The organism is Aquimarina latercula DSM 2041, assembly GCF_000430645.1.
Taxonomy (GTDB): domain Bacteria; phylum Bacteroidota; class Bacteroidia; order Flavobacteriales; family Flavobacteriaceae; genus Aquimarina; species Aquimarina latercula.
Genome location: NZ_AUMK01000003.1, coordinates 769,360 through 782,743 on the forward strand (window position 1 = coordinate 769,360; position 13,384 = coordinate 782,743).

The following is a 13,384-nucleotide window of genomic DNA, read 5'->3' on the forward strand; positions in this document are numbered from 1 at the left end:
TACTTTCACAATCTCTAGAGATATAATTGATGATAAAAGCTAATAATATTCATAAACACTATGGCGATTTACATGTCTTAAAAGGTGTTGATTTACATATAAAAGAAGGAGAAATTGTTTCTATTGTAGGTGCTTCTGGTGCAGGAAAAACTACATTGCTACAAATTTTAGGAACTTTAGATAGAGCATCAAAAGAAAAAGGAAGTGATTTATCAATTAACAATAACATCATAAATTTCCTTTCGGAGAAGCAACTTTCTAAATTTAGAAATGAACAATTAGGATTTATTTTCCAGTTCCATCAACTGCTACCCGAATTTACCGCTTTAGAAAATGTATGCATTCCAGCTTTTATTAAAAAAGTACCAAAAGCGGATGCAGAAAAAAGAGCTAAAGAATTACTTGGTTTTTTAGGATTAGAACATCGAGCTGATCATAAGCCCAATGAGCTTTCCGGAGGAGAACAACAAAGAGTTGCTGTTGCCAGATCTTTGATTAATAATCCTAAAGTAATTTTTGCAGATGAACCTTCAGGTAATTTAGATAGTGAGTCTGCCGAAAATTTACATAAATTATTCTTCAAACTTAGAGATGAGTATGGACAAACTTTTGTTATCGTTACCCATAATGAAGAGTTAGCAAATATGGCAGATCGTAAACTAGTTATGGTAGATGGTAAAATTGTAGACAAGTCATAGATCATTGAACACTTTTTAGAATTTCCGCACAGAACTAAATCCAGTGAAGAAACTTAATAAAACTGAATTAAAAGAATTTCTTGATGAAAAAGCAGCTTTTTATGAGCAGCCGAAATTCATAGAAACGGATCCAGTTCAAATCCCGCATCTGTTTACCCAAAAAGAGGATATCGAAATTGCTGGTTTCCTAACCGCTACTATTTCTTGGGGAAATCGTAAAAGTATTTTAAAAAATGCTCATAAATTAATGTCTCTTTTAGGTAATTCTCCGCATGATTATGTTATGAACCATTCGGAGACAACACTGGAAAACCTGGAAGGTTTTGTACACAGAACTTTTAATAGCAAAGACCTCTCCTATTTTATAAAAGCATTACAAAACATTTACAATAAGTTTGGTGACTTAGAAAGTTTCTTTTCTCAATATAATGAAGAAGCCTTTTTACAAAATGCAATACATCACTTTAAAAAAGAGTTTTTTACACTACCGCACCTTCCAAGAACTCAAAAACACATTAGTGATCCTCATAAAAATTCTGCTGCTAAAAGGATCAATATGTTCCTTAGATGGATGATAAGAGATGCTGGTCCTGGTGTAGATCTAGGAATTTGGAAAAACATGTCGCCATCTCAATTATCCTGTCCTTTGGATGTACATTCTGGAAATGTTGCTCGTAAATTAAATCTATTAAGTAGAAACCAAAATGATGCCAAAGCATTAAACCAACTGGATGTTAACCTAAGGTTATTAGATCCTCTAGACCCTGTAAAATATGATTATGCTCTATTTGGATTAGGCGTTTTTGAAAAATTCTAGCTTAGAATGGTTCTAAAGAATAACACTGTCTTTACATTATAAACATTAGATTGATGTTTCTTTAATAAACATAAAACCTTTCCATAAAGCTATTAAACTGAATGACAAAGTAAATTTGCTGCAACAAAATTCACATAGTCATGAAAAATTATTTACAGCTTTTTGCGCTAATTTGCGGTTTATTATTAATTTCTTGTAACGACGACGACGATACATCCACACCTCCTATTGGAGATCTTATTGAATTAGAGAGTAGATCTGTTTCGCCTGTTCTTTTAAAGAAAATGTCTGGTTTTACAAATATTGAAATTTACAATTTATTATCTTCTGAAGATACTTACATACCAGACTTTACATATGGATCTATGGCGGATGGAGCCGGTCTACTTCGTAATACAGACGGAACTTATACCCTAATAAACAATATAGAAGCGGATTATGCAATAGCACGTATTACGCTTGATGAAACATTCAAACCAATAAAAGGAGAACATATACTTAATGCAGTTGCAACTGCTGAAACTGCTCAATGTTCTGGATCTATGATTACTCAAGAAGAGCATGGTTTTGGTCCTATGTATTTATCAGGAGGAGAATGGGGAGGAAACTCTAAGGGAGTTTTTGCAACAGATCCTTACAGAGATCCTTCTATTGCTTCTACTCCAAGAATGTTAACTTCTATGGGGCAATGGTCTACAGAAAATGCCGTTGCTATTGGAAAAGATGCATACCCAGATAAAACTGTAGTATTTATCGGAGATGATAATAGTAATGACGAAGTACCTTCTGGTCAATTAGGTATGTATGTTGGAAACGCTGGTGATCTAAATGGTGGAAAATTATATGGATTAAAAGTAACTTCTGCTGGAATTACATATGAAATGGATATGGAAGAAGGTACAGCATACGATATGGAGTTCGTAGAATTAACAGAAAAAGATATTGATCTATTAGATGCAGAAGCTAAATCTAAAGGAGTTATGGGATTCTCTAGATTAGAGGATATCGACTGGAGAAGAGGTTCTGGGGCTAATAATAGAGAAGTTTATCTTGCTGTAACTGGAAGAGATAAGCCAGATCTTATCGGAAAAGGAACTCGTTCTGGAAGAATATACAAAGTAGTATTAAACGAAAATGATCCAACAGGTGCTGGAAAAATAACTTGTGTATTAGATGGTGATAAAGAAGGTGGTAAAGCAGAAGCTTTTCACAGTCCTGATAACATACTAGTTACAGAAAACTATGCTTACATTCAGGAAGATCCAAATGGTATCCAAGATTTTAAACCTGCAGCTGCTCATTATGCAAGATTATATCAATACGATCTTAATTCTGGTGCGTTACAAGCTGTTTTAGAATGTGATCAAGTAGCTGCTGCAGCTCAAGGATATGGAGCTATAGACAGAAGTTGGGAAATTACAGGAATGATAGATATCTCTGATGTTATTGGAGTTGAAGAAACCTTTATTTTAATTACTCAAAATCATGGTTGGGAAAAAGCTGATGGTACTGCGTTTACAGACCCTAATGCTAATCCTAATGTTGCTGATAGTAGAAAAGAAGGAAGTATGCTATATATCATTAAAGGATTAAAAAGATAATTCATAAATTATATGAATCTTATGCAATTATTGCTAATAAATATAATCAAAAAAGGGGCTTGTCTTATGACGGGCCTCTTTGCTTTTTTTATTCTTTTTTCTTGCGCAAAAGAGGAAAAAAAAGAAGAAACTGCACCGATCTCATTCAATACCAAAATGCAAAAGCAATTTGATAAAGATATTTCTTTAGCAATTGCTCATTTAGATAGTATAAAACAGGATCCTAATAAGATTGAAAAGAATTTTAAAGAATCTAGAAAATACTTTAAAAAGTTAGAACCTGTATTATCTACATTAGATATTGAAAACTATGGTTTTCTCAACCAACCAAATATTTTAAAGGTTGAAGAAGAAGATTTTACAGATATTAAAATAAAGTCTCCTAGTGGGTATCAAGTATTGGAAGAAGAAATCTTTGTAGATAAAAAAGATACTACAACGATCATAAAACATGTAAATTTAATAGCTAGTAGATTAAAACTTATTCAAAAAAACACAGGATTTGATCACATAAAACAGTATCACTTTCTATGGCTATTTAGAAAAGCAATTGCCCGAATAGCACTTACGGGTATTACTGGTTTTGATTCTCCTGTTTTAGAAAATTCATTAGAAGATTCTAAAATTGTGTATCAAAGCTTACACACTTATTTATATATGTTTAAAGATGAATTTAAAGACCCTAATCTATTTAAGGCGTGGAAAGAAGAAATACAAGTCACTATGGATTCCCTACAAGGTGAATTTAATGAATTTGATCGCTATCATTTTATCAAAAACAGAACCCATAAACAGTTAACTCTTTGGAATCAAACAGTTTCTGATTGGAAAGTCGAGTTTCCTTTTGAACTAGCTATTAAAAATGATGCAACCTCTCTTTTCTCTTCAGATACTTTTAATGTAACCTATTTTGCAGATAGAAATCAAAAAGCGATAACTCAAGATATGGTATCATTAGGTAAAAAATTGTTCTATGACACCAACCTTTCTACTGATAAAAAAGTCAGTTGTGCTACTTGTCATCAACCAGAAAAAGCTTTTACAGATGGATTAAAGATATCAAAAGGTGTTACTCGTAATAGCCCTACACTACTGTATGCAGCATTACAGCAAGATTTTTTCTATGACAAAAGAGCTGGCGGATTAGAAGGGCAAATTATCAGTGTTGTAGAAAATGCCAATGAATTTCATTCTGATTTAAAAACGTTAGAAAAAGCTGTTATTAGTAATAAAGAATATGTAGAACAATTTGCTAAGGTATATCCTAATCGGGAAATTAATAATAACGATATCAGGAATGCAATAGCCAATTACATTCGTACTTTGATTCCTTTTAATTCTAAATTTGATAGAAATATCAATGGTTTGGAAAACACCTTATCAACAAGTGAAATTAATGGGTACAACCTTTTTAATGGTAAAGCCAAGTGTGCAACTTGCCATTTTGCCCCTTTATTTAATGGGACGGTTCCGCCTGATTATAAAGAATCAGAGATGGAACTTATAGGAGTTCCTAAGCATAATGATACGATTAATGCTACGATAAGTGAAGATTTAGGTAGATATGCGATTTATAAAACTCCAGAGCGAAAGCATTTTTTCAAAACATCTACAGTCAGAAATGCAGCTTTAACAGGACCGTATATGCATAATGGCGTATATACTACTTTAGAAGAGGTTATGGATTTTTATAATCGTGGTGGTGGCGCAGGAATTGGTATAGAGCAAGAATACCAGACATTACCTCCAGACCCCTTAAATCTTACTAATCAGGAAATTGATGATATTATAGCATTCATGAAAAGCCTAAATGATAATATTTCGGAATCAGAGTATTAGAAAACGTTGTTTAGAATAAATCTAAAAAATAACACTCTATTTACATTCTAAACATTAGGGTAATGATATTTTAATAATGATAAAACATACCTATAAAATGTCTGATCTTTTTGTGTCATAAATTTATGAAAAACAAAATCACACCATCATGAAAAAACATTTAGGCTTAGCTATTGTATCAATAGCATCATTATTAGTAACATCCTGTAATTTAGATGATTTCAGTGGAAATCCTGTTGGAGACAGAATTGAATTCGAAAATCATTCGATTTCACCTGTACTTCTTAAAACTACTCCTGAGTTTGAGGATGTCGAAATATATAATATTCTTTCTTCTGAGGATACATACGTTCCTGATTTTACCTACGGATCTATGGCTGACGGAGCTGGTTTATTAAGAAATTTCGATAAAACATTTACGCTTATCAATAATATTGAAGCAGATTACTCTGTTGCAAGAATAACACTTGATCCAACTTTTAAACCAGTTAAAGGAGAACATATTCTTAATGCAGTTGCCACTGCAAATACTGCGCAATGCTCTGGATCTATGATTACAAGGTTAGAGCACGGATTTGGTCCTTTATACCTTTCAGGAGGAGAATGGGGAGGAAATTCTAAAGGTGTATTTGCTACAGATCCTTTTAGAGATCCAAATGCTGCTTCTGTTCCTAATATGCTAACAGCTATGGGGCAATGGTCTACAGAAAACGCAGTTGCTATTGGACAAAGAGCATATTCTAACAAAACTGTTGTTTTTATAGGAGATGATGATAGTGATAACGAAATACCATCTGGCCAATTAGGAATGTACGTTGGTAGAAAAGGAGATTTACAAAGTGGTAAACTATATGGATTAAAAGTAACTTCTCCTGGTGTTACTTATGAAATGGATATGGAAGAAGGTGTTGCTTATGATATGGAATTTGTAGAGCTTACTGAAAAAAATATTGACTTATTAGATGCCGAAGCTAAATCTAAAGGAGTATTAGGATTCTCTAGATTGGAAGATATCGATTGGAGACGTGGTACTCCAGATAACAACAGAGAAGTTTATCTTACTGTAACTGGAAGAGACAGACCTGATCTTATCGGAAAAGGAACACGTTCTGGAAGAATTTACAAGGTAGAACTAAATGATATAGATCCTGCTGGGGCTGGTAAAATTACATGTGTTTTAGACGGAGATAAAATTGGCGGTGTTGCTGAAGCTTTTCATAGTCCTGATAATATTTTAGTAACAGAAAATTATGCCTATATCCAGGAAGATCCTAATGGTATTCAGGACTTTAAACCTGCTGCTGATCATTTTGCGAGACTATATCAGTATGATCTAAATACTGGTGCACTAAAAACTGTTTTGGAATGTGATCAAGTTGCCGCTGCGGCCCAAGGATATGGAACAATAGACAGAACATGGGAAATTACTGGTATGATAGATATTTCGGAAACCATAGGTGTTAACAATACTTTCTTGTTAATTACTCAGAACCATGGTTGGGAAAGAGCTGATGGAGTTCCATTTACAGACCCTACTGCCAACCCAGATGTTGTTAATAGTAGAAAAGAAGGTAGTATGTTATATGTAATAAAAGGTTTAGAAAGATAGTTTTCTTAATTACTCTATATAAACTAATCATTTTCTTATTAAAATAGATAAATAAACGAGGCTTATTCTCTATAAATAAGCCTCATTTATTACTTCAAATCACTATAGTGAACCCAAATTCTCTTCAACCAAGTTCTTGGTATTTCCAATAGATTCTAAATTAAAAGTTGTAGAAATATTAAATCTTTACTAACATTTAATCGAATACAATGCAGGAAATCATAATTTTTAATATTTTTTTGTTAATTTTATTAAGAATTGTTTCACACCAGGCAATTCTTGATGAAGATGATTATTCCTGAACTCCCCATTAACGAAGATTTTAGAATTGAAGCTTTAAAATCTTTAGGTATATTAGATACAGAGCCTGAAAACGAGTTTGATGAAATAACTGCGCTTGCCGCATATCTCTGTGATACAGAAGCTGCTCTTATATCATTAGTGGATGATGATAGAGAATGGTTTAAATCTTCCTATGGTTTTTCTTCAAAAGAAATTCCTAGAAATCAGTCCTTTTGTGCACATGCCATTTTAGATCCAGATACTCCTTTAATCATACATGATGCTAGAACAGACGACAGATTTCATGATAACCCACTTACACTAGATGGTACTGTAATATTTTATGCTAGTATTCCTCTTATTGACAAGAATGGATTCGCACTAGGAACACTTTGTGTTATCGATAGCCAACCAAAGAAACTTAGTGACAAACAACTAGAGGCTCTAAAATCATTAGCGCATCAAGTAGTTATTCTTTTTGAATTGAATAAAAAGAATAAAGACTTAGAAAAAATAGAAGATAAACTTAGAAAACGTAACGAGTCATTAAAAGAGTTTGCCAGAGTGATATCTCATGATTTAAAAATGCCCTTGGCTAATGTAATTACTACCTCTGATCTTTTAAAATTAAAATTAGCAAACGATCTGGACAAAGAAACTTCAGAGTATTTCGAATATATAAAACAATCATCATTTTCTATGAGTGATTACATTAATGATGTATTGGATCATTATGAAAGTGATAGCCTCGTTCAAAACAAACCTGAATCATTTAAGCTAAATCATCTCTTAAAAGAAATAGCAGAATTATTAAGTATTAAACCAGATTGTACTATTAATTTCCCAGAACCTAATCCTTCATTAAAATCTAACAAATCTGCTTTAAAGCAAATATTTTTTAATCTAATCGGAAATAGTATCAAGTATAATGACAAAGAACATATTATCATTGATATTGAACATTCTGAAGATAAAGTTTTCTATTATTTTAAAGTTACTGACAATGGAATGGGAATTCCTGAGGATAAAATTGACTCGATTTTCGAATTATTTACTACCGCAAATGGAACCGATAGAAGCGGAAACAAAGGAAATGGAATAGGTTTATCAACAGTAAAAAAACTAGTAGTAACTCTTGGTGGTTGTATTAAGGTAAAATCTACACTTGGAGTATGTACCTCTTTTGACTTTTCTATAAAGAAATAAATAGATTTTATTTTATTGTTGCTATACAAGCTTCGGCACATTTTTCTCCATCAATAGCTGCAGAAATAATTCCTCCAGCATAACCAGCACCTTCTCCACAAGGGTACAACCCTTTTATTTGTGTGTGTTCCAATGTTTTTCTATCTCTAGGAACTCGTACCGGCGAAGATGTTCTTGATTCTGGAGCGTGAACCACTGCTTCATTTGTCAGATACCCTCGCATGCTTTTATCAAATACCTTAAATCCTTCTTGTAGTGTTTTATGAATGAATTTTGGAAAAACCTCTCCCATATCTATCGAACTTAAACCAGGTTTATAGGAAGTTTCTGGTAAATCTACAGATACTTTTCTATTGGTCAAATCCACTAACCTCTGTGCAGGAACTCTTTGAGTCTCTCCAGCTAAATGCCAAGAGCGTTGCTCAATACTTTTTTGAAAATACATTCCTGATAACGGTCCATACTTCTTAAAATCTTTAAAATCTTCTAAACGAAGCTCCACAACAATACCACTATTAGAAGTAGGTTGATCTCTTTTGGAAGGTGACCATCCATTGGTAACTACTTCTCCTGGGCTTGTTGCACATGGAGCAATAACTCCTCCTGGGCACATACAAAAAGAATACATTCCTCTACCATCAACCTGTTTTACTATGCTATATGGTGATGGAGGAAGATAAGGTCCTCTAACCTCACATTTATATTGTATCTGATCAATTAATTGCTGAGAATGTTCTACTCTAACTCCTAGAGCAAAAGGTTTTGCCTCTATTTCAATTTCTTTCTTGTACAATAATTCAAAAATATCTCTAGCAGAATGTCCGGTAGCTAAAATAACTTTATTCGTTTTTATGAGGTCTCCATTTTGTAGAATTACAGAATCAATTTCATTATTTTTAATATCAAGATCGGTTACCCTAGTCTCAAAATGTACTTCGCCCCCATTTTCTCTTATTTTTTGTCTAATGGCTGCAATAATTGCAGGTAATTTATTGGTTCCAATATGAGGGTGTGCTTCTACCAAAATTTGATCTGTAGCTCCAAAACCTACTAATAACTGAAGAATTCGATTTACATCTCCCCTTTTCTTAGAACGTGTATATAATTTACCATCACTATAAGTTCCTGCTCCTCCTTCTCCGAAACAGTAATTAGAATCTTCATTAACAATATGATCTCTATTTATAGCTTTGAGATCTCTTCTTCTTTCGCGAACATCTTTTCCTCTTTCTAATACAATAGGTTTATAACCAAGCTCAACACATCGTAATGCTGCAAATAAACCTGCAGGACCTGCACCAATAATTACTACCTCACTAGCGTTAGAAACATCCGGATAATCGGGTAACTTAATTGGTATTTCCTCAAAATCCTCTTGTACAAATACTTTTATTTTTAAATTTACTTTGATCGCCTTTTGACGCGCATCAATAGAACGTTTTAAAACTTGTATGTGTCTAATCTCATCAACAGAAATTCCATTCTTTCTAGACACCATGATCTTCAAACGGTCTGGATTTGCAGCTATTTCTGGTGATACTTGTATGCTAAATTCGTATTGCAAAGGATATATATTCTAAAATTTTCGCGAAGATACAATGTTACCTATAAACAACTCTATTTGTTACGAACATAAATCAGTTTAAACTTTCCGCTAGTATGCTCGCGTTCATCTATTTCAAATTGCTTAAGCGAATTAAACAAAGGAGTCAGTTTTGCAAACCCAAAATTTCTAGAATCAAAATTAGGCTGTTTCTTTAGAATTAATGAACCTACGTCTCCCAAAAATGCCCATCCATCTTCACTTGCAGCGTCTTCTACTGAATTCCTCAATAATCTAATAGTTTTTGAAGTGATTTTATCTAGATTAGATTTATCAGACTTTTCTTTACCATCTTTTTTCTCAGTATCTTTTTTCAAAATTTCTAAATAAATAAACTTATCACAAGCTACTATAAAAGGATCCGGAGTTTTCTTTTCTCCAATTCCATACACAACAACACCGGCTTCTCGCAGTCTCATTGCTAATTTAGTAAAATCACTATCCGAAGACACCAAACAAAAACCATTCACTTTTTCTGAATATAAAATATCCATTGCATCTATAATCATGGCAGAATCTGTGGCATTCTTTCCTGTTGTATAACTATATTGCTGTATCGGATTTATTGCATTTTCTAACAAAATATTTTTCCATTTTGCTAGGTATGGTTTTGTCCAATCACCATAAATACGTTTAATAGTAGGAGTTCCATACTTGGTAATCTCCTCCATCATTTCTTTTATATACTTGGCAGGTATATTATCCCCATCGATTAGGACCGCCAATTTTGTATCTTTCATCATGGTTTTAAAGGTACACAAATACAATAGCTAAAAAAAGAATTCAATAGTAATCTAATGTGCATTAAAGAAATACTAAAAAACACACAACATAGACCTTGGGAACTGCCGTCTGATAATTGGAGATTTTATCAAGAATGGAATAGAGCAATATTCTTACATTGGAAAGTTGACTATGACGAATTAAGAAAACTTGTTCCTAAAGAATTGGAGATAGATTTATACAATGGAGAACCATGGGTATCATTAGTTGCATTTTCTATGGAAAAAATCAGACCTAAATTTCTTCCCTACTTTACTCCTATTTCTAATTTTGATGAAATCAACATTCGCACTTACATAAAATCTGGAAAAAAGACCGGAGTTTATTTCTTAAGCATTGAAGGAGGGAAAATAATTTCTTGCAGTATTGCTAAAGCCATCTCGGAACTTCCTTATCGATATTCAAAAATCAAAAGAGACTCCAATAACTATACATCTAAAAATAAAAAGTATAAAGATTCTCTAAAAATTAAATTTACAGTAGGTAAAGAACTAAACAATAAATCTGAACTTGATATTTGGCTAACAGAAAGGTATGCTCTTTTCCAGGATACTAAAAATTCAATCAACGAATATGAAATACATCATCCAGAATGGTCTATCCAAGATATTGAAATCAACAATTTAGAAGTGAATTATCCCCGCTTCGATGATTTATTAAAAGGAACCCCTCACAAGACAAGTTATTCTAAAGGTGTTCGAGTAATCGCTTGGGGAATGAATAAAAAGAAAAAAAAGTCAATTATCCATAAAATTATCTAAAAAATGTATTTTGCCCAGAAAAATAAATACTTCGTCGATACTATATATTATTGAGGTAAGAGGAATATGATAAGAAAAAACAGCTCTACACCGCTAGTCTCATTAAAAAAACTTTAACTTTTATTAATATTTAAGTTTCTATATTTGATTTAAACAAACAATCAATATACCCATGAAAAAACTATTTTTTTTAGCCATTGCGCTTATCGGTTTTACCACAGTTTCAAATGCCCAAAGCTTAAAATTTGGTGTTAAAGGAGGTGTGAATTTCGCTAATATAGATTCTCGATTTGACACTGATGCCAGAACTGGTTTTCATTTAGGAGCGGTAGCAACTATCGGTTTACCTGGTAATTTTGCTATTCAGCCAGAAGTTTTATACTCTGCTCAAGGTACTGATGATTTAAAAGTTGATTATATCAATGTACCAATTTTAGTAAAATACAAATTCTTAAAGTTTGTTAGTTTCGAGGCGGGACCTCAGTTTGGTGTTGTTGTAAATGATGATTATGAAGTGGGAGAACCTGAAAGCTTTGATGTAAGTATTGCCGCTGGAGCTGGCGTAACCTTTGGGAAATTCTTTGCACAGGCAAGATATAACCATGGTCTTACAGACGTTGATGATGCTGTTAGTAGTCAAAATAGAACTTTTCAACTTTCTGTAGGATATTATATTTTTTAATAAAAAACAGCTATAAACCTAAAAAAAGGCGGAAGTTAAACTTCCGCCTTTTTTTTATGATCTATTTTTTCTGCGTCTATTATAGTTTCTATTATTCCGTTTAGGTTTAAAAGAATTTTGATTTTTCTTTGGTGGCGCAGCATTATAATCAAAAACAAAACTAGGTTCAAAACCTTCTATCACTTCTTTATTTAGTGTTAACCCCAGTAATTTTTCTATTCCCTTTACATAACTTACTTCTTCTTGCGATACTAGAGAAATTGCTTCTCCACTTGCTCCTGCTCTACCCGTACGACCAATTCTATGCACATAATCCTCAGCTATATTCGGTAATTCATAATTAATCACATGTGGCAAAAGAGGAATATCTAACCCACGAGCAGCAATATCAGTAGCCACCAATACTCTAATTTTATTTTGTTTAAACCCGCTTAATGCTTTAGTTCTTGCTCCCTGACTCTTATTTCCGTGAATTGCTGCAGATGTAATTCCATTTTTAGACAACTTCTCACTCAATCGATTCGCTCCGTGTTTTGTTCTTGTAAAGATGAGTACTTGTTTCCAATTACCATCAGAAATCAATTTAATAACTACGGTACTCTTTTTTGCTTTGTCTACCTTATATATTTTTTGATCTACCATCTCGGCGGTAGAATTTTCTGGTGCAGCTTCTACAGAAACAGGGTGATGTAAAATCCCATTAGCTAGTTTTTTTATTTCTTTGGAGAATGTTGCAGAAAACAATAAGTTTTGTCTTTTCTTGGGTAATAATACTAGTATTTTATTGATATCTCTCTGAAACCCCATATCCAGCATTCGATCTGCTTCGTCCAAAACTAAAATCTCAACTTTAGAAAGAGATAAAGCTCTTCGTTCATGTAGGTCCAATAAACGACCTGGAGTAGCAACCAAAACATCCACTCCGTTTCTTAACGCCTTTATCTGAGGATTAGCATTTACACCTCCAAAGACTACCATAGATCTAAGATCCATATACGTACTATAGGCTCTTACATTATCTAATATTTGTGCCGCTAATTCCCTTGTGGGAGTTAATATAAGTGTACGAATTGGTCTTTTTCTAAATGGTTTATCCTGAGCTAATAATTGAAGGATTGGTAATGTAAAACCAGCCGTTTTTCCTGTCCCAGTCTGAGCAGATGCTAAAACATCTTTTCCTTCTAAAATTGGTGGTATTGCTTTTTCTTGAATTGGTGAAGGTATTGTATACCCTTTTTTCTCGATTGCTTTTAATAAAGCATCGGATAATCCTAATGATTCAAATGACATATAAATTGTTTAAGAAACAACAATCTACTACATAATGCCATTTCTGAATATAGCCGCAAAGGTACGTTTAATTTTAGTATATTATTTCACTTCGGGTTTTCATATTTTGTAAATCCCTAAAATGCAGTATATTTCCAAAAACAGTATCTAAATTAGTGAAATCTTGCGCTAAAAATTAGTTAATCATAAACCATCCGTAACAAATCTTATAGT

At 32.9% G+C, this 13,384-nt stretch carries 11 protein-coding genes; 8 read left to right on the forward strand and 3 right to left on the reverse strand.

Features of this window, described 5'->3' with window-relative positions:
- Positions 1-29: 29 nt before the first annotated feature.
- The 6 genes from H526_RS0103605 (at position 30) to H526_RS0103630 (ending at position 8,052) form a co-directional block, all read left to right on the forward strand.
- Positions 30-698 carry an ABC transporter ATP-binding protein gene (locus H526_RS0103605; RefSeq protein ID WP_027391736.1) on the forward strand — a complete coding sequence of 223 codons (669 nt, stop codon included), beginning with the start codon at positions 30-32 and terminating at the stop codon, positions 696-698.
- Positions 699-741: 43 nt separating this feature from the next.
- Positions 742-1,515 (forward strand): TIGR02757 family protein, encoded by a 774-nt coding sequence (locus H526_RS0103610; protein WP_027391737.1) that lies wholly within the window; start codon positions 742-744, stop codon positions 1,513-1,515.
- A gap of 140 nt (positions 1,516-1,655) precedes the next feature.
- Positions 1,656-3,116, forward strand: coding sequence for an alkaline phosphatase PhoX (locus H526_RS0103615; RefSeq protein ID WP_027391738.1), 1,461 nt, complete (start codon positions 1,656-1,658; stop codon positions 3,114-3,116).
- A 66-nt stretch (positions 3,117-3,182) separates the two neighbouring features.
- Positions 3,183-4,955 carry a cytochrome-c peroxidase gene (locus tag H526_RS0103620; RefSeq protein WP_051335968.1) on the forward strand — a complete coding sequence of 591 codons (1,773 nt, stop codon included), beginning with the start codon at positions 3,183-3,185 and terminating at the stop codon, positions 4,953-4,955.
- Positions 4,956-5,103: 148 nt separating this feature from the next.
- Positions 5,104-6,564 carry a PhoX family protein gene (locus H526_RS0103625; protein WP_027391740.1) on the forward strand — a complete coding sequence of 487 codons (1,461 nt, stop codon included), beginning with the start codon at positions 5,104-5,106 and terminating at the stop codon, positions 6,562-6,564.
- A 282-nt stretch (positions 6,565-6,846) separates the two neighbouring features.
- The gene (locus tag H526_RS0103630; protein ID WP_342667680.1) at positions 6,847-8,052 is read left to right on the forward strand and encodes a sensor histidine kinase; all 1,206 of its coding nucleotides are present in this window, start codon (positions 6,847-6,849) and stop codon (positions 8,050-8,052) included.
- 7 nt (positions 8,053-8,059) lie between these two features.
- On the opposite strand, the gene H526_RS0103635 is transcribed toward H526_RS0103630, so the two are convergent.
- Both H526_RS0103635 and H526_RS0103640 read right to left on the reverse strand, forming a co-directional pair.
- Positions 8,060-9,616, reverse strand: a complete 1,557-nt coding sequence (locus H526_RS0103635) for an NAD(P)/FAD-dependent oxidoreductase (RefSeq protein ID WP_027391742.1) — start codon at positions 9,614-9,616, stop codon at positions 8,060-8,062.
- 53 nt (positions 9,617-9,669) lie between these two features.
- Positions 9,670-10,398, reverse strand: a complete 729-nt coding sequence (locus H526_RS0103640) for an NYN domain-containing protein (RefSeq protein ID WP_027391743.1) — start codon at positions 10,396-10,398, stop codon at positions 9,670-9,672.
- A gap of 54 nt (positions 10,399-10,452) precedes the next feature.
- Between H526_RS0103640 and H526_RS0103645 the strand changes: the two genes are divergently transcribed.
- Both H526_RS0103645 and H526_RS0103650 read left to right on the forward strand, forming a co-directional pair.
- A complete protein-coding gene (locus H526_RS0103645; protein ID WP_027391744.1) occupies positions 10,453-11,199 on the forward strand; it encodes a YqjF family protein in 747 nt (248 codons plus the stop codon).
- A gap of 172 nt (positions 11,200-11,371) precedes the next feature.
- Positions 11,372-11,881 carry a porin family protein gene (locus H526_RS0103650; protein ID WP_027391745.1) on the forward strand — a complete coding sequence of 170 codons (510 nt, stop codon included), beginning with the start codon at positions 11,372-11,374 and terminating at the stop codon, positions 11,879-11,881.
- Between the two features lie 54 nt (positions 11,882-11,935).
- Here the strand turns inward: H526_RS0103650 and H526_RS0103655 are convergent, their stop codons facing one another.
- Positions 11,936-13,171: a DEAD/DEAH box helicase gene (locus H526_RS0103655; RefSeq protein WP_027391746.1), complete on the reverse strand. Its 1,236-nt coding sequence runs from the start codon at positions 13,169-13,171 to the stop codon at positions 11,936-11,938.
- Positions 13,172-13,384: the final 213 nt, after the last annotated feature.

What these genes read in the sequence shown, in the direction of transcription:
- H526_RS0103630 (WP_342667680.1), top strand. Translation starts at nt 6,847, where the DNA reads ATGAAGATGATTATTCCTGAACTCCCCATTAACGAAGATTTTAGAATT.
- H526_RS0103645 (WP_027391744.1), top strand. Translation starts at nt 10,453, where the DNA reads ATGTGCATTAAAGAAATACTAAAAAACACACAACATAGACCTTGGGAA.
- H526_RS0103605 (WP_027391736.1), top strand. Translation starts at nt 30, where the DNA reads ATGATAAAAGCTAATAATATTCATAAACACTATGGCGATTTACATGTC.
- H526_RS0103655 (WP_027391746.1), bottom strand. Translation starts at nt 13,171, where the DNA reads ATGTCATTTGAATCATTAGGATTATCCGATGCTTTATTAAAAGCAATC.
- H526_RS0103640 (WP_027391743.1), bottom strand. Translation starts at nt 10,398, where the DNA reads ATGATGAAAGATACAAAATTGGCGGTCCTAATCGATGGGGATAATATA.
- H526_RS0103650 (WP_027391745.1), top strand. Translation starts at nt 11,372, where the DNA reads ATGAAAAAACTATTTTTTTTAGCCATTGCGCTTATCGGTTTTACCACA.
- H526_RS0103620 (WP_051335968.1), top strand. Translation starts at nt 3,183, where the DNA reads ATGACGGGCCTCTTTGCTTTTTTTATTCTTTTTTCTTGCGCAAAAGAG.
- H526_RS0103615 (WP_027391738.1), top strand. Translation starts at nt 1,656, where the DNA reads ATGAAAAATTATTTACAGCTTTTTGCGCTAATTTGCGGTTTATTATTA.
- H526_RS0103625 (WP_027391740.1), top strand. Translation starts at nt 5,104, where the DNA reads ATGAAAAAACATTTAGGCTTAGCTATTGTATCAATAGCATCATTATTA.